Source organism: bacterium (assembly GCA_023382385.1).
In the GTDB taxonomy this organism is placed as follows: Bacteria; Electryoneota; RPQS01; order RPQS01; family RPQS01; genus JABWCQ01.
In genome coordinates, this window is record JAHDVH010000006.1 from 62,764 (window position 1) to 84,715 (window position 21,952).

General features: G+C 51.8%; 17 protein-coding genes. 13 read left to right on the forward strand and 4 right to left on the reverse strand.

Annotation, left to right across the window (positions count from 1 at the left end; all coding sequences use genetic code 11):
* Window positions 1–4: 4 nt before the first annotated feature.
* The 13 genes from KJZ99_11815 to KJZ99_11875 all read left to right on the forward strand — a co-directional run bounded on the left by KJZ99_11815 (window position 5) and on the right by KJZ99_11875 (window position 17,491).
* Complete coding sequence (locus KJZ99_11815; protein ID MCL4306588.1) at window positions 5–1,660, forward strand: hypothetical protein; 1,656 nt, start codon at window positions 5–7, stop codon at window positions 1,658–1,660.
* A 12-nt stretch (window positions 1,661–1,672) separates the two neighbouring features.
* Complete coding sequence (locus KJZ99_11820) at window positions 1,673–2,833, forward strand: tetratricopeptide repeat protein (GenBank protein MCL4306589.1); 1,161 nt, start codon at window positions 1,673–1,675, stop codon at window positions 2,831–2,833.
* 20 nt (window positions 2,834–2,853) lie between these two features.
* Entirely contained in the window at window positions 2,854–3,951 is a 1,098-nt protein-coding gene (locus KJZ99_11825; GenBank protein MCL4306590.1) for a type IV pilus twitching motility protein PilT, read from the forward strand.
* Window position 3,952: 1 nt separating this feature from the next.
* A complete protein-coding gene (locus tag KJZ99_11830) occupies window positions 3,953–4,600 on the forward strand; it encodes a hypothetical protein (GenBank protein MCL4306591.1) in 648 nt (215 codons plus the stop codon).
* Window positions 4,597–5,754 carry a hypothetical protein gene (locus KJZ99_11835; GenBank protein MCL4306592.1) on the forward strand — a complete coding sequence of 386 codons (1,158 nt, stop codon included), beginning with the start codon at window positions 4,597–4,599 and terminating at the stop codon, window positions 5,752–5,754. The genes KJZ99_11830 and KJZ99_11835 overlap by 4 nt, the downstream gene beginning before the upstream one ends.
* 146 nt (window positions 5,755–5,900) lie before the next feature.
* Window positions 5,901–7,031 carry a PAS domain-containing protein gene (locus tag KJZ99_11840; protein MCL4306593.1) on the forward strand — a complete coding sequence of 377 codons (1,131 nt, stop codon included), beginning with the start codon at window positions 5,901–5,903 and terminating at the stop codon, window positions 7,029–7,031.
* Window positions 7,032–7,054: 23 nt separating this feature from the next.
* Window positions 7,055–8,776, forward strand: a complete 1,722-nt coding sequence (gene pilM, locus KJZ99_11845; protein ID MCL4306594.1) for a type IV pilus assembly protein PilM — start codon at window positions 7,055–7,057, stop codon at window positions 8,774–8,776.
* Between the two features lie 30 nt (window positions 8,777–8,806).
* On the forward strand, window positions 8,807–9,214 hold the full coding sequence (locus tag KJZ99_11850) for a hypothetical protein (protein MCL4306595.1): 408 nt from the start codon (window positions 8,807–8,809) through the stop codon (window positions 9,212–9,214).
* A gap of 12 nt (window positions 9,215–9,226) precedes the next feature.
* Window positions 9,227–9,871, forward strand: a complete 645-nt coding sequence (locus KJZ99_11855) for a type 4a pilus biogenesis protein PilO (protein MCL4306596.1) — start codon at window positions 9,227–9,229, stop codon at window positions 9,869–9,871.
* On the forward strand, window positions 9,871–10,440 hold the full coding sequence (locus KJZ99_11860) for a hypothetical protein (GenBank protein MCL4306597.1): 570 nt from the start codon (window positions 9,871–9,873) through the stop codon (window positions 10,438–10,440). Before KJZ99_11855 ends, KJZ99_11860 begins: the two co-directional genes overlap by 1 nt.
* Before the next feature lie 40 nt (window positions 10,441–10,480).
* A complete protein-coding gene (gene pilQ / locus KJZ99_11865; GenBank protein ID MCL4306598.1) occupies window positions 10,481–11,710 on the forward strand; it encodes a type IV pilus secretin PilQ in 1,230 nt (409 codons plus the stop codon).
* Window positions 11,711–12,008: 298 nt separating this feature from the next.
* The gene (locus tag KJZ99_11870) at window positions 12,009–14,726 is read left to right on the forward strand and encodes a S8 family peptidase (GenBank protein ID MCL4306599.1); all 2,718 of its coding nucleotides are present in this window, start codon (window positions 12,009–12,011) and stop codon (window positions 14,724–14,726) included.
* A 53-nt stretch (window positions 14,727–14,779) separates the two neighbouring features.
* A complete protein-coding gene (locus KJZ99_11875) occupies window positions 14,780–17,491 on the forward strand; it encodes a S8 family peptidase (GenBank protein ID MCL4306600.1) in 2,712 nt (903 codons plus the stop codon).
* Between the two features lie 70 nt (window positions 17,492–17,561).
* On the opposite strand, the gene KJZ99_11880 is transcribed toward KJZ99_11875, so the two are convergent.
* The 4 genes from KJZ99_11880 to KJZ99_11895 all read right to left on the reverse strand — a co-directional run bounded on the left by KJZ99_11880 (window position 17,562) and on the right by KJZ99_11895 (window position 21,887).
* A complete protein-coding gene (locus KJZ99_11880) occupies window positions 17,562–18,611 on the reverse strand; it encodes a M42 family metallopeptidase (protein MCL4306601.1) in 1,050 nt (349 codons plus the stop codon).
* 110 nt (window positions 18,612–18,721) lie between these two features.
* Window positions 18,722–19,927 carry a cell division protein FtsZ gene (ftsZ, locus tag KJZ99_11885; GenBank protein ID MCL4306602.1) on the reverse strand — a complete coding sequence of 402 codons (1,206 nt, stop codon included), beginning with the start codon at window positions 19,925–19,927 and terminating at the stop codon, window positions 18,722–18,724.
* 29 nt (window positions 19,928–19,956) lie between these two features.
* Window positions 19,957–21,216, reverse strand: coding sequence for a cell division protein FtsA (ftsA, locus tag KJZ99_11890; protein MCL4306603.1), 1,260 nt, complete (start codon window positions 21,214–21,216; stop codon window positions 19,957–19,959).
* Window positions 21,213–21,887 (reverse strand): FtsQ-type POTRA domain-containing protein, encoded by a 675-nt coding sequence (locus KJZ99_11895; GenBank protein MCL4306604.1) that lies wholly within the window; start codon window positions 21,885–21,887, stop codon window positions 21,213–21,215. Before KJZ99_11895 ends, ftsA begins: the two co-directional genes overlap by 4 nt.
* Between the last annotated feature and the right edge of the window lie 65 nt (window positions 21,888–21,952).

The window sequence follows — 21,952 nt, forward strand, 5'->3', positions numbered from 1 at the left end:
GACCATGAAAACGTGTAATGGACAACCAGATAAGGGCAAGATCAAGGGCGTTGGTCGGCAGAGGGGCATGATCATGATCGCGGCGGTTGTGATGCTCGCCGGCCTGATGTTCGTGGCAACAACTGCGTCAATCAATTCAATTGGTACGGCCAAAGTGGAGACCACGGCATTAGATGAGACTCGTACTTTCTACGCTGCGGAGGCGGGAATTGAGTGGGGTACTGATCAGGTTCGGGACTTGCTCATGGTTAACCTTGATCCTACTGATGCTCAACTGGACTCCCTGCCGAGTCCAAATATGGACGGATACTCGTACGATCTCTATCAGATTGGCCGAGTAGGCACAACGACTCAGGAGGTACTTACCGCCGGCGACTACCGAGGGTTAATCGGCTTTGTCACAAGATATCAGGTTGATGCGCGGGCCACATCTAATCGAACGTCAACTCAGATTAGCCGTGAGTTGCAACATCAATTCATTCCGCTCTTTCAGTTTGGTGTGTTCTACGATGAAGATCTTGAGATCTTTCCCGGCCCTGCAATGACCTTCGAGGGTCGCGTCCACACTAACGCTGACCTGTATATTGGTGCTGAAACCGGCATTACGTGTAATTCGTATGTCACGGCGGGCGGTCGCATATGGCATCATCGTAAAGACGGTGCTCACATCGATCCTCCCGGGCCTGTGAATATTCGTGACCTGATTGGTGCATATCAAAACATGTGGCGGGGAGCATACTGGTTAGACAATCGACGAGTAGATTGGGCCGCGGCGGCTCTAACGCTGTGGCAGGGTCAAGTGCGTGACCAATCTCACGGAATGTCAACACTTCGTCTGCCGTTACCACCTGCCGCAGACCAGCACGAAATTGTCGAGCGGGCCGACACGTTGAACGATGGGCCGCAGCAAATCGAGACCAAGTATTGGTATAAGGCCGGAATGCGCTACGTCGACGGTGTTTTACGAGACAGCGCAGGTACTGTGCTGGTAAACAATAGCTACTTTGTGTACACTGTCAACAAATTCTATGACGATCGCGAGAATCGCTACATGGACGTTATTGACGTGAATATTGGCGCAATGCTAGCCGACAGCGCGTTGCCGGCCAACGGAATCATCTACATCAGTGATTACCGAGGCGCCGATCCTGCTGTTCGAATTCGTAACGCCTCACGGCTGCCGTCAGTTGGGCTTTCAATCGCTACAGATTTGCCGCTGTACGTATGGGGCAACTACAATACAGTGAACAAGCGAGGCTCTGCCTTGCTGTGCGACGCAATCACTTTCCTGTCACCAGCGTGGAGTGACGCGAACTCGAGCGGTCCGCTCACTGGCCGGAATGCTACCTCCATGACAGTTAACGCGTGCATAATGACAGGGCATGTTCCCAGCACAAATGGCGGACAATACAGCGGGGGTTTGGAGAACTTAATGCGTTTTCTGGAGAGGTGGGGTGGACAGACTGTGACCTATCGCGGCAGTATCATAGACTTGTGGTTTAGCCGATACAACATTGGCGCGTGGAGCTATGGAGACTTCTATACTGCTCCAAACAGAAACTGGGGATTTGACACTGACCTGCTTTCACCAAGCAATTGGCCTCCGGGCACGCCCCGAGTCCACACAGTGCAGCGCGGTGCGTGGCGTCAGATTAGCTAAAGGAAAATCAGCATGAAACTTGAGAAGAACACCCTAAAGAACCCTGAAGCAAAAGCGCGGCGTGCATTCCGAAGCGGGCGTTGGAAACTAGGGGCGCAGATTCTCGAAGAGCAGCTTCGCTCTAACGGCGAGGATTTCGCGAAATGGAATCTTATAGGTGATCTAAAGTTCCGAGCAGGCGAGCGAGAAGCAGCGCTCACGCTATGGCGTCGCGCGCTCGACGGATACATGCAAGAGGCACTTCACGAGAATGCTTTGGGCGTTGCGCGAAAAGTTGTGCGCATGATCCCAGAGGAGGTCGACGTATATCTGTCGATCTCCGAAGCTTACCTCGGCCTAGAGTATTATGCCGACGCAATTTCTGCATTCCGGACGTTCATAAAGCTAAACAAGTCGAGCTCTCTGAGTGAGCGAAAGAACTGGTTTCGCAAGCTCTTGTCCTGCGACGTCAAGCATCTTCACCTGATAGAAGAAATTCAGCACATTCTCGCTGAGTCACACCTCGAGGACATCGAGCTTGAGCGCGATGTAAAGAGGTGGGCCGAGCAAATGAGCATCGTACATGAAGCCGTAGCGATTGCGCCTGAAAGTGAATCGTTTGAACCTATCTCGATTAGTGCACAGGAAGCAATTAGTGACGAGGAGATGGGTCTTGCCACGTTAGGCGAGTCCGACTCTGAGTTTCATATGCCATACCCAATCTCTAATGTCGAAACGCGTGACGAGGGGGCGGAGGTCAAATACAGCTACAACGTGGATCATGACTTCGAAGTGCCAAGTGAGAAATCGGAAGAACCTCTACCTGAGGGCCAAGGGAAGGATCACTATGATCTGGGTGTTGTCTATGCTGAAATGAAGCTCTGGGATGCAGCGATGACGGAGTTTCAAACTGCAAGGCGAGATCGTAGTATGCGTGGCAGGGCAACGATAGAATTAGCACAATGTTTCAAGAATGCGAACGATCCCCACAGAGCGCTCCGACTTCTCGAAGAGGAGTCGGCGTTAGGGCAATATGAATCCAGTATTCAGGATGACATCGCCTATGAATTAGGCGTGTTGCATCAGTTGGTGGGGAACACGTCCGACGCAATTGAGTACTTAGCGCAAATTGGGCATCAATCGGCGCACCATGCAGACGCGGCGCACAGGCTAGCGGAACTGAAAGCACAATAGGCAAGGCTGAGGGCAAAGACATGGACTTGAAAGGCCTCTTGGAGCTTCTCTTTACGAGGAAAGCTTCCGATCTGCATCTAAGAGTAGGAAGTGTTCCGGTTCTGCGAATTGACGGAAACTTGTTCGGCACCAGGCCGGAACCTGTCAGCGAGCGTGAGATGAATGCCCTACTAAGCGAGACGGTTACTACGCAACAGCTTGAGAAGTTTCTAAAGGAAAAGGAACTTGATCTTGCCCTTACTGTTCCCGGTCATGGACGTGTCAGAGTGAATGCCTATTTCCAGAAAGGCACAGCGGCACTTGCATTTAGAGCAATTAAGACGCTAATCCCGGGCTTCAGCGAACTGAATTTGCCGTCCGTAGTTGAAAAGCTTTGCAATAGTAGGCGTGGCATAATTCTGCTGACAGGGGCAACTGGGTCAGGCAAGTCAACAACGATGGCTTCGATGATCGAGCACATCAATCAGACGCGTAGTGTCAATATACTCACAATCGAGGATCCAATTGAGTATGTCTTCAGTAACAAGAAGTCGCTGATCGCTCAGCGTGAAGTGCTGATCGACACAGAGTCATTCCTGGCGGCACTCACCCACGCGCTTCGTGAAGACCCTGATATCATTATGGTCGGCGAGATCCGCGACCAGAACACGATGAAGATTGCTCTGCAGGCGGCTGAGACCGGGCATCTGGTTCTTACCTCTTTGCATACCTTGAATGCAGTCGAGGCTGTGAATCGCATCATCTCGTTCTTCCCGCTTAACGAGCAAGCACAAATACGAAGCATGCTCGCAGGTTCATTGCAATCCGTAATTTCGCAGCGGCTTGTCTCAAGAAGTGACGTACGCGGTCGAGTTCCCTTAGTTGAGGTCATGATAAATACAACTGCAATTCGTGAATGCCTGGTGCAGCCGGACAAGATGAACTTGATCCATGGACTGATCGAGGATGATCAAGGAACACATGGAATGCAGACATTCGACCAGTCAATTTATGCACTTTACAAGAAGGGGATCATATCGCTCGAGACCGCTTTGGAGAATGCCAATAATCCGAACGATGTCGAAATGGCGGTACGTGGCATAAAGGCCTCAGGATCCAGGCTCGTGGAGGTGTCATAAAGTGCTGAATCACACGAATAGAAGCCTCCTGGATCTGCTAAAGGCCTATGGAGGGAGCAACTACAGCGGCCAAACAACCTGCGAAAGCAAGCGAGGTCAACTTATACTCTGGTTCGTGCGCGGCCATCTCGTGCACGCACAATCTCAGAGTGCAGGAGACGGTTGGGACGCTCTGAAAACGGCCGCTACAGAAGCAATCGAAGTGACTGCCGAGAGTCCCGAGAGTCTTCCACCAGAGCGCTCGATTCGAGTAAGTCTCAGTAGGCTCATCAAGAGTCTGGAGGAGGAACATCGTAGTGTGAATCATGATCGCATGTATATCCCGATTCCGCTGCATGCGCAACTCCTGTTAAAGTTTAAGGAATTACAGAAGAGAGTACGAGGTCTCTCGGATATCCAGGCATATAGCATAGCAGGCAGTGATGATGGCTTGGAATGCCGGTCAAATGCTGACAAATCGGGTAGCGAATCAAGCGAACGTATCCTAATTGAACTTGGGCCACGGGGCGCGACCTGGACGCACTACGCGAATGGGGAGGAAGTGTCGCTGAAAGGCGACTCGACATTAACTACGTCAGAGCTTATGCGCGCGGGTGAGGAACTCATATCCGAGCTAAGAGTCATGAGGCAAAGAGGTGCTGACAAATGAGCAGGCACCCGCTACAAGATTCCTTGCTCGAGGAACGCCTGAGGCGCAGCAGACTGCTGAGCAACGAGCAGATTGAGTTAGTTCAGGAACTGCAGAAAGAGTCATCCATCGGCCTCGCGCAAGCTATCGTTGAGTTAGATTTGCTTACGCAAAATGAAGTTGACCGAATCGTGTCTTCAGATGCAGATATTCGGTCAATTAGGTTAGAGGAAGTGACAATCGAACCTGAAGCAATACGTCATGTCCCCGCAAGAGTTGCAAGGGAGTTCAGATGTATTCCAATAAAGAGAAGCGGGAACACTCTTGTTGTCGCTGCTGCTGACCCGAGCGGGTGCCCAGTTCGTGATGCTCTCCGCTCTGTCACCGATGCTGAGATCGTTCTGTTTTCTGCAGATCCTGAAGCTGTCGAACATGCAGTATTTATATACTACGGCGATCGCAACGGAGGCTCAAGAGGAACAACACAAACGCCTCAAGGGAGAAAAAGCGCAGACCACTATGCGCATTGGAGAGTTCCGCAGGCCACACCGCAGACTTTTGATACGTTCTACGATCACGATGGCGTTCGCAGTGCGCGTGAAATCGGCAAGCAGATCGCAGCAGGTGCAGCAGAGCCCATTGACATGCCACTACTCTTCGTAGGTGAGAGTGGTAGTGGGAAGACGCACTTGGTAAAAGCGATTCAGCACTACATGTCTCGGAGCAATCCACTTGCTCGCGGCCTGCTCTGCTCTGGAAGCGAGTTTGTGGATAGCACACTTGAGTTCCTTGCAGTTAGAGAAGTGGCCTATTTCAGGTATGAGCTGCGTGACCGCGAGATAGTAATAGTGGATGACGCGGGTAAGTGCTTTGGTATGCCTGTGGTTGAACAGGAATTGAGTAGCCTTTGTGAGCACTACAGGAGCAGTGGGGGAGTTGTTGTACTAACCTTAGCGCCGGAAGACATATGCGCCGGTCCATCCACACAAGAGCTGCGCGAAACTCTGTCACGTGGTACTGAGATCGAACTTAGCATGCCGTCACCTTCTGCATTGCGCGACATCGCCACCAAGCGCGGTGTTAAGGCAGAGATTCTTGATGATGATGTGATGGAGGCTTCAGTACAGAATGGTGGAGGTTGGCCGGCTCTGCGCAACTGCCTTTGCACAAAGTAGATTCCAGTGCAAGCATGTTCGCATCAGAGTAAGTGATGACTCATCAGCGAAGGTGCATGCGCGAATAGACGGCTGAGGTAAGCAAGAAGGCGTGGCACCCGCAAGTAGAGGTGTCACATGATCGCAACGTGGAGATGTAGAATAGAATGACGAACGTCAATCTGAATAGTGTGTCAGAGCCGATTGATATCGCAGCAGCCGTCCGCACTGCAATAGAGGACGTGTTATATGTCATTGATCCGAATGGCAGGTTTATAGACGCCAATGACAAGTGCTGTCGCATACTTGGTGTCGAGTACTCTGCGATAAGCTCGCTTGTGCTTGATGACTTCATTGATAACCAAGATCGACAAATGGTCGACAGGGCACGCGAGCAGATTGTCAATGCAAGGAAGAGTGCACGTATGATTCTGCCATTGCGCTCTGCCGGTGGTGGAAGACAAGTGCTTGAAGTGATTGAGTCTCCACTCCAACAGAATGGTCAGGTGATTGGAATTGTTGGGGTTGGACGCGATGTTACGGAAGAGGACGCCATCGAGGCAAAGCTATGGGAGAGCCAGGAGGACCGGGAATCTGCCTTAGCGTATGCTGTCGAAGCGTCGCTCGGAATGATTAGAGGCTACGTTTACTCGCTCCAGAACTTGGATAGCCTTCCGGTGAGCCTGCATGACAGATACAGAAGCGTCTTGATCGAGGAGATTGAGACACTTGGGCGGAGCGTAGAGAACCTGTTACAAGGCAGATCTCCCTCTGACTACAATACGGCGGCCGAGTTGTGTAACGTTCAAGACATCGTGAACGAAGTGCAGCAAGCAATGCAAGGGGAGGCGCGTCGACGGGATATTGACCTGACAGTCACACCAAGCGAAAGCGAAGTGCTGTTGTATACGAAACCTGATGCCGTATGGAGAATGCTTGCCAACTTGGTTGACTACTGCATGCTGCGGATCATTCATGCCGGTGACATTCGCATGATGTGCGTCGACTGCGAAGAGTATGTGGAGATCCGATTAAACAGCTCGGGTCCGATGCCAACTCAGGCAGAAATTAATGGAATCATGACTGACACGTGCGCAGTGCCGAGCGATGGTCACGGTAGTCCAAACGGTAGCAAAGTAGACTTGTTTATTGCGCGAGTTCTGTGCAACGCGCTCGGTGGCGGTATCATGGTCAACGCAGCAGATGGCGGTCGTCTGGAGCTAATTGCGATGCTTCCACGTCATGTTCAACAACTCGGTGTAAACTATCCGGAGCTATTCGAAAGCAACGGACGATAATAAAAGAAAGACAGGGCAAGGTCATGGCAAAACGCAACAAGTATGGGATCGGCATCGATGTTGGCAGTAAGCGAATACACATCGCAACCGTGAAAGCGAGTGGCGATACGGTTGCCGTTGATCAATTAGGTTGTGTTGATCTGCCTCAGGACTCAATCGTTGATGGTTCCTGGATGGACGGCATTGCCTTGGGTGACGTCCTTGCGAAAGTTGCGAAGGACTACAACCTTAAGGGAAAAGAGATCGCAGTAGCTGTGGGAGGGCGTCAGTTGATGATAAAGAAGATAACCACTGACGACATGTCCGACCATGAACTTCGCGGCGCAATTGAGTACGAAGCGGATGCGAATCTGCCGTTCAACATTAGTCAAGTGTCTTTAGATTATGCACGGCAGAACCAGGACGTTGACAGCGGTCGCATGGAAGTTCTGCTCGTCGCCGCAAAGAATGAAGTAGTGTTTGACTCTACGGAACCTCTTTATTGGGCAGGCATGAAGCCCAAAATACTTGAAGCCGCGCCTTTTGCCGTGCAGGCGGCTTTGACCGAGGCTGGCTATCTTGACGAAGAGGGCATTGTCGGCGTACTGCACATCGGGTTTCAGAGCACAGAAGTCATGCTCTACGAGATGTCTCAGTTTGAGACAAGTAGGAGTATTCCGATTGGAGGGAAGGTATATGTTGAAGGCCTAATCCGACGCTGTGGTTATAGTTTTGAGAAAGCACTTGACACTCTTGCGCGTCAAAGTCGCACGGAGGAAGAACAGGATGCTCTGGATGCTGTTGCACGCTCCGTGAGCGAGAGGCTTGCTGAGCAAATTGAGCGTTCGCTTCCTGAATACCTCGGCGTGCTCGCGGAAAAGCCTATGGTGAAGCTATTGCTGTGTGGCGGCGGAGCGGAATTGCCTTGTTTACAATCAGCAATGAGGCAGCGCTTCGGGCTTGAAGTAGAGGTCGTAAACCCCTTCCGGAGGATGAACAGTCCGTCGAGGAATGTCACCCTCCCAGAAGGAGGGAATGCTTCCGGTTACTCGTGTGCAATTGGACTTGCGCTACGATCAATGGGCGGAGATCACCCTGGATTCAACTTAATTTTCTCTGAAGATAGGCCAGAAGCGAAACGGTCGACATACCTTGGTGCGGGGGCGGTGGTTCCAATTCTTGGCTTCTCGGCGGTCATGTTAGGAATGATTATCGTCCATCTTAACCAAGTTAGTCATCTCAGCAGTCTGGAGTCACGTTTGCAGTCCATACGCGATGAAACAGCCCTTTATCGAGATAAGATCGCGGTAGTCGAAGATCTGTCAGTAAAGCGTGCAGATGTCTCCGCACGGATTGACGTGATACGGGAGCTGGACCGCAACAGGTTCGCTCGACTTGAAGTGCTTGAGATGTTGGCGCGGCGCCTGCCTGCGCTTACCTGGCTCACGAGCACCAAGGAGGCAGCAACTCCAAACGGTGCGGGAATTCATGTCTCGGGAATCACAAGCTCAAACACGAAAGTCGCGGAATTCATGACGGAATTGCTTCAGGAACCGAGTGTCAAGGGAGTTGACTTGCTTGTCACACAACAGGGTGAAATTGCGGGTACCGAAGTCACTGAGTTCACACTGCAGTTGACAATTCCGACAATCGAAATTCAGGTCGCAAAGCCGAAGAAAGACAACCTGCTCAGGAAAGGCGCCGAAGCGATCAAAGAGACAAATGCCGCGCTCGAGGATGCAAAGCGAAAGTCGGCTCGAAAGTAATTGTATTAAAATAAAGAAGCAGGAGGTACCATGCGTAAGCTTGTGTGGCTAAGTCTTCTCGTCACAGTAGCGGGTCTAACCGTATCATGCGATGAAGACATCAACAGCAGCAACAGCTCCGCGAAGGTGGTTGGTTACGTCTATCGGTCCCACGCTGATCAAACAGGCGTCAGCGGTGTGAAGGTGATCATCGAAAGTGACATCGAGTCAGACAATCCGTACACTGGTCCGGACAGATGGTTTGAAACAGACGATCGGGGATACTTTGAGGGTTTTGTCTTTTTGGGAACGGATGAGGAAACCGGGACCTATGACTACGTTGCCGACTGCCTGATACAGTACTTCTACCAAGATCAGGCGGTTGGAATTCCCACAGGGGGCATAACACTGTCGCCGGGATCAGTGTTTACAATGCCGCCGCGGTACGTAAACCCTTAAGGTAAGCAGAGCATGTCAATAAACCTAAGAAGTCCCACCACCCAGAAGTGGCTGATAGCGGTTTTTCTGCTCTTCGGTGCAGTATACGCGTACGCGAACTTCGTTTACATGCCGCGACAAGACCAGGCAGTTCGCTTGGAGAAAAGTATCGCAGAAGAGCAGGCGTTACTTATAAAAGGAAAGCGGATTGCAGCAAATTTCCAGACCGTGCAGGACGATTATGCGCGGCTAATGGCGAGCTGGGAAGTTGCAATCGAGTTGCTGCCAACGGAGCAGGAGATGGACGCGCTGCTTAAGAACGTCTCTGAAGAAGGAAGCAAGCGCGATGTAAACTTCCTGTTGTTCAGACCTCTTGACGCCGTTGAACAACCGTACTACTGGGAGTATCCGATTCAGATCAGGACTCTATCGTCATACCACAATCTTGGGCGTTTCATTTCAAGCGTTGCAGGACTCAAGAGAATTGTGAATGTGCGGAATATTCGTCTGAGCGCGTACAAGCCAACCAAAGGCAGAAGTCCTTATAGTGTAGAGGCTGAGTTTCTGGCAACGATATATGTCTTCAAAGAACTCGGTGCCCCGGTCGAAGTTGCTCCGACTGAAGAGGAGCTGAAGGCGAGTGGTCGTAAACCCGCGAAGAAGACTGGAGGCCACTAATGAGAGTTCTCAGTCTAATATTCGCAATAGTGCTTCTCGTATCGGGAGTACTCGCTCAAGATGAAAACCCTGCGAAGCGGAAGAAACTTGCACCACGCGAGCCGGTTGCACAGGAATCTGACAATGCGGAGCGGGATGGGGAGGTTTTGTCCACTGAGGCTTCCGGACTCGATTCACTGGGAGTTCTCCCGCACGAGATGACAACAGAAGCACAAGGCGGAACGCGGCGAGTGAAACTTGAAACGACTGTTTTCAAGCGCCACGAACCAGTGCAGTATCTGGCGGCCGGTCTGCGCGATCCGTTTCGCGCTCTGGTTTCAGATGAGAAGAAGGAAGGTGAGGTCAAGACCGATCTGCTACGCATTGAGGAAGCTGTATTAACAGGGGTTGTCTGGTCAGATGGAAAGTATCTCGCCATGGTGAAAGACAAGGACGGGAAGAGTTTCTTCCTACGTGAGGGTGATCAGATTTACAAGGGTCGAGTTCTCTATGTCGGACAGGCCGAGGCGGTATTTGAGGTGTCAGAGTTTGGGGACTACAACCGTATTACGTTGAAAGTGCAAGGATAACAAACGGAGCCGCTCCGATAACAAGCGGAAGGGTGCAATCATGCAGCGAATTTTGATAGGAATCACGCTACTGCTCGGGCTGATGAGCTCAATGGTCTGGGCACAGCGAACAACGGAGCCGGGCTACGAGCGACGCATTTCCATGAATGTGGAGCAGGCCGACATTCGAACAGTTCTTCGCAGTATTGCGGAGTTTTCGGGGACAAACATCGTCGCGGGTTCGGAAGTTACCGGCCCAGTCACGGTGCTTCTAAACAACGTGCCGTGGCGGGAAGCTCTTGACAATGTCCTCCGCATCAACGACTTCGTGGCCGTGGAGGAAAAGGGCGTCATTCGTGTGACGACGCACAAAGATATTGCGAACGCGGAAAAGCTTGAGGCCTTAACGACGAATATCTACAAGGTCAAGTATGCGCGCGCCGAGACTCTCAAGAAGAATCTTACCCGACTCTTAACAGAACGTGGAAAGATGGAGTCGGACACACGTGCAAACACGTTGATCGTCACGGACATTCCCACGGTCATTGAGTCGATGAACAGGATCGTCGCCGAGCTTGACAAACCGACGGCACAAGTCTTGGTCGAGGCAAAGATTGTCCAGGTAGACGCGGCTCGCAGCAAAGAGTTAGGCGTATCCTGGTCAGTTGGGAACCTGGGCAACCCGATCGCGAATACGAAAGCTGGAGCAAATGTTGATCTCGGAGTGAATAATCCGACGGGATCGTTCACATTTGGGCGGCTGGAAAACGGCGTTGAGATAGGAGCGAAGCTTAGCGCGCTTGAGGAGCAAAACGCCGCAGAGGTGCTGTCTCAGCCTTCGGTACTGATTAACGACAACGAATCGGCGCAGATTACTTCAGGGAAACGCATTCCGATCAACAGGCTTGATGAATCAGGAAACATCATTACGGAGTTCTACGATGTCGCGGTGAAGCTAAGTGTGACACCGCATATCAACCCGAACAATGAAGTGTTGATGACGCTGAATCCCGAGGTCGCAGATTTGGCAGGCGAAGCAACTGTAACGGGTGGCATCATCATCTTGACTTCGGAAGTAAAAACGACGCTTTTAGTAAAGGACGGAGAGACGGTTGTCATCGGTGGGGTGATTCGTTCTAAGGAAGGCACGCTGAATCGTCGCGTTCCGTTGTTGCACGCAATTCCGCTGTTCGGGCGACTGTTTGACTATCAAGTGCAAACAACGGACAAATCTGAGATCTTGGTCTTTGTGACGCCACGAGTCATCCCAGCAGACATGGCCAAGAACTAAGGATACGAATCGATTAGGAAGGCCTCTCAATCAACAGCTTGAGAAGCTCTTTTGCACAGAGATACGCAGAGATTGCACACTGAAAAGCCCTCGAAAGAGGGCTTTTTATATGTTTTACTTATACTTACTTGTTCACAATCACATGGCGCGATATGTGCGGAAAGCTATAGAAAACATTGACTTTCTTGCACAGTATCCGTAGTTTTACAAGATATTTCGCGAGAGCAATTCTCCCTCCTCGTGGTTGTGGGTCCTCACGAGGTTCTATTCCGGCGGCCCGTAAAATGGAGTTCGGTGAATGAAGTTTGGACATGTTACTGCGTTCGTGATTTCTATGACTCTCTGCGGTTTGGCTTTCGCTGGCCCGGGCGACCGTTGGGCGGGCGTTGACTATTTGAACGGTCGACTGCTACTTGTCATGTCAGAGGAATTTGATGGCCAAGGTCTGGGACTTGACGAATTCGGATTCGTGCAGTCGGGAATACCTGAATTGGACGCGCGGTTCATTGAGTTCAAGTGCCAGGGCTTCAAGAGGCTCGTACCAGACGCAATTCTGGACAGGATTCCGACGGCCCTGCCGGAAGCATATCGCACCTACTTGCTGGAATTCGACTCAGAAGTACCCGTTATGACCGTGCTGGAGTCGTTTGCCGCTTCAGAGTTCGTAAGCAATGCCGAACCCGACCTCCTGTATCGGTTGTTTCGAACACCTAACGATCCGCAGTTCTCCAGTCAGTGGGACAAACAAATTATGGGTGCCGAGGCAGTCTGGGACCTCACAACAGGTAGTCCAGCCATTATCTGCGCTGGTCTTGATACAGGGGTGGACTGGCGTCATCCGGACTTGGCTCCAATTCTTTGGGTGAATCCTGGTGAGGACGTCGACGGTGATCAAGAGGTGTGGTCGTTTAATGACTACCCTGGGGACTTGGATGACCTGAATGGCGTGGACGACGACGGGAACGGCTTTCCGGATGACTTTCTTGGTTGGGATTTCATTGCGGGAATTGGCGGCTGTGCCGGAAACGAAGATTGTGATAACATTCAGGACAACGACATGTTTGGCCGTGAACCTCACGGAACCCACGTAGGTGGTATTATGGTGGCGGCTGGCAATAACGGCATCGGAGTCGCCGGCTTCTCGTGGGTCGGAAAGCTAATGGCTTTGCGCTGCGGATATCTCGCCTCTGACGGACAAGGTTACATGCCTCAATCTGCCACGGTTCCGGGAACCTACTACGCTGTTGCCAATGGCGCAGATATCATCAATATGTCCTATGGAGGACCAGGCTTCTCGTCAGTAGCGAACAGTGCAGTTGTGGCTGCGTGGAATGCAGGGCTTTTGCTGTTTGGGGCAAGCGGAAACGATAACCAGAGCAGCATTCAGTACCCTGCAGGCTACGAGAACGTAATCGCCGTGAATGCCACGAACTCGAGTGACCGCAAAGCTAACTTTTCCAATTATGGCGCGTGGACAGACATCTCAGCACCAGGAGTTGGCATTCCGAGTACGGTGAACAATGGTGGATATCAGTCGTGGGATGGGACCTCGATGGCCTCGCCCAACGCTGCAGGTGCAGCTGCCTTGCTTTGGGCACTTTTCCCCGATCTGAACAATGCATCACTCCGCGAGCTGATGTATATCTCGGCCTTTAATTTAGATGCGTTGAATCCTAACTTCGTCGGGATGCTTGGCGCTGGCAGAGTGGATGTTCGGACAGCCGCTGCCATGCTTCTGCCGAATCTGAATGTAATTTCGAGCAGTTTAACCGACAACGTTGGAGACGGAGACGGTAGGCTTGAGACTGGAGAGTCTGCCCAACTTGAGCTGGTGATTCAGTCATCGCCCGATTGGGCTCCCGCAACGAACGTGGTTGTGAACGTAACCTCGAACAATCCAATCGTTTCAATCTCGAATGGCACACAGTCCATAGGTGCACTTGCGCCCGGCGCTGCGGCGACGGCTACTGTAACGCTTACTGCCGGAACGATTGAGGATGGAACTTGGCTCGACCTCTTGGTGAATATCACAAGTGACGAGGGATTCAACCGCACATTAACGTATACAATTCGAGTTGGGCGGGGCAGATTGCTCGTAGTTGATGACGATGGTTCAGGCAACTTTCAGTCATACTACTATAGTTCTCTCATCGACCTCGGCGCGAATCCTGATCTCTGGAGTAGTTCGCTTGACGGGCAGCCAACCTCGTTTCATCTCAGCCACTATCCTGCCATCATGTGGGTCTGCGGCAATGAAACATCGAATACTCTGACGGCAAGTGAGCAAGAAGCACTGACTTCCTATCTGAATGCCGGCGGTAATTTGCTGATCAGCGCACATGGCTTGCGCAACGACATAGGCGGCTCAAGCTTCTTCTCAGATTACTTGCGCTCCGCGAGTGACAATAATCTTGCAGGAGACAGAGTAGTCAATGCCGTTGAAGGCGTGCCGGTTTTTGATGGCACACGCCTTCTGTTACAAGGCGGAGCCTGTGCTAACAATGGATTGACAGGTCCTGACCGCATTCTGCCAGTTAACGGAGGTGTCGCGGCATTTGAATACACAACCGCTGGCGGGGTGGGTGCGGTAATGTATGACGGCGCCTACAAGTCAATTTATTTTGCGTTCTCGCTTGAAGCAGGCTGCGGTCTTGCCGGAACCGACCATTACTCTGTGGTGCTTTCCAGAACTCTCGAATGGTTTGGTATTGAAAGGGTGGACGCTCACGAGCGTCCTACGTCCCCCATCCCACACTCAGCCCGGCTGGTAGGCAACTACCCGAATCCATTTAACCCGACGACTGAAGTGAAGTTTGAGGTAAGCACCGCATCCAACGTGGAGTTGCGAGTCTACGATATTCAAGGGCGGCTAGTTTCCGAACTGGTACGTGGCTTAGTCCAGCCCGGCACGCATCAGGTGCAATTCGATGGTTCTGGCTTCGCCAGCGGAGTCTACTTTGTGCGGCTCGTAGCTCCTGGTGTTGTCCAAAGCGCAAAGATGGTCCTTCTGAAGTAGATTGTTTCCCGGGGCTTGACTTAGACACACAACGAGGTGTTTCTGTGAGTGCTATGAAATTCAGGTTACTTTGGATTGTATTGCTGCCACTTGCTGCCTATTCAGCTCTGTCATATCCTGATGGTACGCAGTGGATGCCTGGGCGCGTAATGGTAAATTTCGCGCCGTCGGTCGGCGAACTAAAAACAGAAGTCTCGTTAACGAATCGGGTTACCATTGGGGTTCCTGCTGTCGACGCCGTGTTGGAAAGCTATCAGGTTCAGGCTATGTATCGAGTTGTGCCGGACCAGATTCTTGCCAAACTGAATCCTGCGCCTGACGCCTATCGCTTAGTGGTATTTACATTCCCAACTCACTTCAGCGTGCTCGAAGTCTGCGAAGCCTTCTTATCCTTGCCTGAAGTGGAAAACGCAGAACCCGACATCACCTGGCCCGTGACTGAAACAATTCCTAATGATCCTTTCTGGGGACAGCAATGGGATAAGCGGTTGATGCGCTGCCATCTTGCTTGGGACTTCGGACAGGGTGGTGAAGATATCATTGCCGTTGCGGTGGACAACGGATTCTGGTGGCCGCACACGGACGCTCGAGATAATCTGTGGGTGAATCCGGGCGAGGACCTCGATGGCGATCGCGACGCCTATTGGGACACGGATTATCCGGGCGACATTGATGACTTGAACGGCGTTGATGACGACGGCAATGGGTACGTCGATGATTTCATTGGATGGGACTTTATAGACAATATTGGTGGATGTGCGCCAGGCGAGGACTGCGATGACCCTGACAATGACACGCGCAGTGTCGGAAATCATGGGACTCATGTGCTTGGTGCCATCGGAGCCGTAGGTAACAATGGAGTAGGCGTGGCTGGATGCAACTGGCGCATGAAAATCATGTCCAGCAGAGCAGGTTACGAGCCAATAAACGGCGAGGGCCTAATTGTCACTTCTGCCGCTATTGCGACCATAAGCTGGGCCGTCGCGCACGGTGCAGATGTCATAAACATGTCATACGGCGGCCCTGGATTCAGCAACAATGTGAACAACGTGATTCAGGCCGCATGGCAGAATGGCGCTCTGCTTTGCGCCGCGTCTGGCAATGATGGCCAGAATTCGATTCAATATCCGTGCGGATATAACAATGTTGTTTGCGTTGGGTCTGTGAATCAAAACGATAATGTTTCGACTTTCTCGAACTATGGAACGTGGGTTGACTGTTACGCACCTGGCGACGGCACCCAGTCGCTGAGCACCAATAATAGCTATGCGAACTTGCAGGGAACGTCCATGGCAAGTCCTAATGCAGCAGGCGTGTTCGCTTTGATTTGGTCCATTGTCCCCGGGCTTAACAACTCGCAAGTGCGGGATTTGGTGCTTCCCAATTGTGTCAACATTTCCGCGCTGAATCCTTCCTACAATCCGGCTGATCTCGGATTCGGCAGAATTGATGCGGCAAAGGCACTCGCGGCAATCTACCCCTATTTGCAGGTCGAATCCGCTGCAATCGTCAATGACAACGATGATGACAATCGGCTCGAAGCCGGAGAGACTGGTGAGTTGCGATTGACGATCAGCAACAGTCCTGAGTGGTTCCACGCGTTAAATGTCGACGTTTCGGTAACGACTGAAGATCCCAATTTGACGCTGACGAATACCAACTACTTCATAGGAAGTCTCGCTCCCGGGAGTTCGACCACGCTGGTCGATGCTGGCGCACAGATAACTTGCAACGCAAATGTGACGTTTGCATACACAACAAGTTTACGGGTGCAATTTGAGTTCGAGGATGGGGCGGTTTTCGAGCGAACTGCTGCTTTGCGAATCGGTCGCGCCCCAATACTGGTTGTGGATGATGACAATGGTGCCAACCATGCAAGCTTCTACTCGGCAGCGCTCGCCGCGACAGGCTATAACTATGATGATTACTCTACGAATCTTGACGGGGCAGTTTCATATAGCACGATTCAAGAGTACGATTACATAGTGTGGTCATGCGGGAATGAGAGCAGCAACACGTTGACCGCAACCGACCGTGAGGCCTTGCAATCATTCTTGGACGCAGGCAATGATCTGATGTTTTGTTCACAAGGGGCAGACGAGGATCTCGAATTGCGGAACAGTTCGTTCTACTCTGACTACCTACATGCTTCCAGCGGCGGAGTCAGCGGCGGTACGCAAGTCAATTCAGTCGCAGGTGATCCCATCTCTGATGGAGCAAACCTGATTCTTATTGGCGGTGGCTGTGCAGGGAATGGAAGTTTGAGTCCTTCTGTGATAAGCGGAGTCAATGACGGAGTTGTCTTCTATACCTACCAGAACAATGGATTAGGCGCCGCAGTGCGATTCCAGAATTCTACTTATCGGACCGCCTATTTCGGTTTTGCACTCGAGGCGGCATGTGGTGCGGTTGGTTCTACTCATCATCGCGAGGTTGTGCGTCGAGTCATGGATTGGTTTGGAGCTACCTCAGGTAGTGATGAAGCTCCACATCCGATGCCGGCCGATTTTCGAGTGTCCTCGGCATATCCGAATCCCTTTAATCCAGAGACGTCTGTGGATCTCGAATTAGTCCGCTCATCTCATGTGCGGGTCACGCTGCACGACGTGTTGGGCAGGCAAGTGGAGCTGATTACTGACAGACAGGTTGGTGCGGGCCTTCATCAAATAAGGATAGACGGAGCGGATTTGCCGAGCGGTTCCTACTGGCTGAGCGTGACCGTAAATCACCACCCGAATGTGCAGCGAATCGTGCTCTTAAAGTAGATCTATCCAGAATAGCACAAGCAAAAGGGCCCGCTAATGCGGGCCCTTTCTTCAAGACCTTGCTATCTCATTATAGCCGATCGTCCAGCTCGTATCCGCTTCCGGTTGTTGACTCAAGATAAGCCGCCAAGAGCTTGACACAGGACTCGAGATCGCGCTTATGAACCATCTCGACCGTCGAGTGCACATAGCGCAAAGGAACTGAGAGTGCACCAACCGCGCAGCCACCGGAGACCATGCGCATCGCTCCACCATCGGTGCCCCCACGAGGCATGATCTCATACTGCCAAGGTATCTTCTTCTTAGTCGCCAAGTCTTTCAGTTCACGGACAATTTTCGGATTTGCGATCATTGAACCGTCAAGTATCTTTATGCAGGCACCCTCGCCGATCTTTGTAACATGATCTTGGGCAGGCGTTCCCGGAATGTCTGCCGCGATCGTCACGTCAAGGGCTATGCCAACATCAGGGTTGATATCTCTCGAGACTGCTATGGCGCCCCTAATGCCTACTTCTTCCTGTGTTGTTGCCACAGCATAAATGTTAACCGAATGTTTCTTGAGTAGTTTAATGGCCTCGATCATCACCCAGAGTCCAAATCGGTTATCGATGGACTTGCCAGTCAAGCAATCGCCGATTTCGTCCAAGTCGCGGGCCATGGTAATCGGATCACCAACTTCAACCAGCTTCATGACTTGCTCAACAGGAAGTCCAAGATCAACGAAGTAGTCAGTCACTTCAAGCGACTTCTTCTTCTCTTCTTCCTTTAAAACGTGCACGGGTTTGGCCCCCATGACGCCAAGGAGTCGCTTCTTTGACGTGTGTACGTAGACCCTCTGGCTCATCAGTGTTCTTGGATCGAAGCCGCCACACGGATGAAAACGCAGGAAACCCTCTTTGTCAATGTGCGTAACAATGAAGCCAATCTCATCCATGTGACCTGCGAGCATCAGCTTCTTCTTGCCCGTTCCTTTCTTATAGCCGATCATGTTCCCGATTGAATCGACCGTCACGGAAAGACCGAGCTTCTCGAATTCCTCTCGAATGAGTTTTCGAATCCCTTCTTCACGTCCCGAAACCGCGTGACTTTCACACAGCCGCTTTAGTAGTTTGAAATCCATTGATTAATCACCATTGTTAACTAACTTGTCCGGCCACTTACCGAATCACCTATAATACTGCAAGCATAGCCACATCGTCTTTCGTGTTCACATTTCGTCAACAGCAATCTTTAATCCATCTGTTTCCTCAGGAACGTCGGTACCTCAAAGTCGTCGAGCGAACTTTCGCCTTCGTCACCAACAACTATAGGTTCGATCCGGCCGTTCACCTCACGAGTAAGAGGCTGAACATTCAACGGAAAGGAATCCGAAAAACTGTCAATTTTTGCCGGCTCACGGCGAGGCGTGACGGGCATTTCGATAACAGAAGTCCGGACTGCAGGAGCGGTTCGTATCACATGCGGACGTGCGTTGGCAGAAACGCGCTTGAAACCCGTCGCGATCACAGTTACGCGTATCTCGTCATCAATTTTGTTGTCTATTACGGCACCGAAGATCACTTCCGCCTCTTCCCCTGCCGCTTCGGTAATCACCGTTGTTGCATCTGCAACGTCATGCAATGAAAGGTTCGTTCCGCCAGTGATGTTGACCAACACTGACCGAGCACCGTCAATCGAGACTTCTTCGAGCAGGGGGGAGGAGATAGCTTGCTGAGCCGCCTCGACTGCCCGATGTTCACCCCGGCCTGTCCCGACGCCCATCAATGCATCTCCTTTCGCCGACATAACCGTCCGAACATCCGCGAAATCGAGATTCACCATGCCCGGCTCAGTTATCAGGTCAGAGATACCCCGTGTTGCATGCAGCAGTACGTTATCTGCAAGCTTGAAGGCATCTACCAATGAAGTAGTGCGATCAACGAGCGAAATAAGGCGTTGATTTGGTATGACGATAAGCGTGTCAACTTGCTCGCGCAGAGCTTCGATACCCTCCTGCGCCTGCGACATCCGCTTCTTGCCTTCGAACAGGAATGGTTTAGTGACAATCCCGACAGTTAAAGCTCCTTGCTCGCGAGCCACTTGAGCAACAATCGGAGCTGCACCTGTGCCGGTTCCACCCCCCATTCCGGCGGTGACAAATACCATGTCCGCACCAGCAAGTATCTGGTACAACTCCTCGCGATCTTCTTCGATGGCTTCCCGACCGACATTAGGATTGGCCCCTGCACCCAGACCACGTGTCGAATGCTTGCCAATCTGAACCTTTCGCTGCGCAGCGTTAGACTCCAAGGCCTGTGCGTCCGTATTCACGGCGATGAAATCAACACTTTTGAGACCTGCCTCAATCATCCAATTGAGTGCGTTGCCACCAGCTCCACCAACGCCGACCACTTTCATCTTGGCGCCAAGTGAATTGTCAGCAAACATAAATTGCATTGCTGCCATGGAAATGACTCCTTCTCCGATTAGAATATTTCAGATAACCATTTGCGAACTTTTTGTGACGTACGAGCGGTCCATGACTCGGCGTTTCGACCAGTTGTGACCATTTCAATGTACTGCTGATTTGCCAAGCGGACTAATCCTACGGCTGTTGCGAACTTTGGTCCGAGCCCCAAATCTCGACCGTCAACCAGCTCTTGCGGAGCGCCGATACGGACTGGGAGCGCAAATATCTCCTCGGCAATCTCTGCCATTCCTGACATGGATGCGCCTCCGCCAGTAAGTACTACTCCCGCCCCAATTCGCTCGAGCACTCGCGTTTTCTTCAGCTCCTCACGCGCGAGCGTCAGAATCTCTTCAACTCGCGGTCCAATGATTGAAACAAGCATCGACCTGCTGAGCTCTCGAGGTTCTCGCCCGCCAATGCCGGGTATCTCCAAGAACTCATTTTGGCTTATTGCGCGATGATGTGCCGCACCATGCTCGATCTTGATTTGCTCTGCCGAGTCCATTGGCGTTCGAAGTCCCATGGCAATATCCCGGGTGATGTAGTTTCCCCCGCACCCGATCACGGCTGTGTGCCTAATTGCACCATCTTGAAATGCGGCAAGGTCAGTAGTTCCTCCGCCAAAGTCCAGAATAACGACGCCGAGTTCGCGTTCGTCGCTAGTCAACACGCTGTCCGCGGACGCGAGCGGCTCAAGAATCAGATCCTGAACAACCACACCTGCCCGTTTGCAGCAGGCAATGATGTTCTGCGCGGATGAGACTGCGCAGTGAACAATGTGGACATCGGCCTCAAGTCGTACGCCAGCCATACCGACGGGCATGCGAATACCGCCCTCTGCGTCGACCATGAATTCTTGCGGAAGTACATGCAGTACTCTGCGGTCCGGCGGAAGGAGAATTGTCCGGGCGGCTTCTACAACTTTGTCAACATCACCGGGTGTGACTTCGCCCGTCTGATCGCCCCTCCATCGCGTGACCGGGATCACGCCGCGAGAGTTTAAACTTTTTACGTGCTCACCTGCAATTCCGGCCCAAACGGTTTCAACCTCAACTCCCGCCTCACGCTGCGCAATTGAGATGGCATCCGCGATATCGCTTGCCGTTTGCTCAAGGTTAACTACGACACCCCTGCGCAGTCCACGCGACGGGACGATTCCCATTCCCAAGAGCCGTGGTTCACCGCTGATGCTTGCCGAAGCGATGAGTGCTGCAATCTTGGTTGTGCCTATGTCCAAACCGCACAAGATGTCCTGCTGGTATAAGGAATTCTTCATGATCGCGTCGTTTCCTCTGCCCGAAGACGGGGCACTTGAAGTGTTACAAAACCGGGAATGGTCAAATCTACAATGGAACTCGAATCCAATCGACTCTGAAACTGTGAGTCTCTTAGCAGAGCATCTAACGCGTACCAATCGACATCACCGGTCTCTGATGAAAAAGAAATAGAGAGAAGTGGATTCAACATCACTGCCCCATAATCTTCATTTACGCGGTATATTTCCGCAATATTAGCGGCAAGATTCGGTACAACTGTTCTTAACCGTGCCAGCTTTGACGCGATGGGGTAGAGGGGGTTGTCAACCGACAACGGTCCGAAGGAGTAACCGGGGTTCGCGGCTACCGATATCCACGGTAAGTCGTTTACCCATGCCTTTCCTCCACAAGGAACGATATGCAAATCATCGGTAACGCCAATCTCTGAGTGGTCACGGATTATTCCGATGCACTTTCGCTCAGTGACAACAATTTTCAATACGTGTGGCGGAATTCTATTGACGTCTACCTGCATTATCCATGGATGGCAAAGAAGTCGTTGTCTTATGAGATCAGTTGAGTATTCTGATAGATCATGGCCAGGCTGACAACCGGAAAGTGCCAGAATGGAGTCCGCGCACAATTCAACGCCGGGCACGACGTCTATACTGCTGCAATGCCAATTTGTCATTCGCCCGACCGCAAACTCAACGCCCCTTCTTAGCACTCTCCCGCCAAACAGAATCACGATCAAGA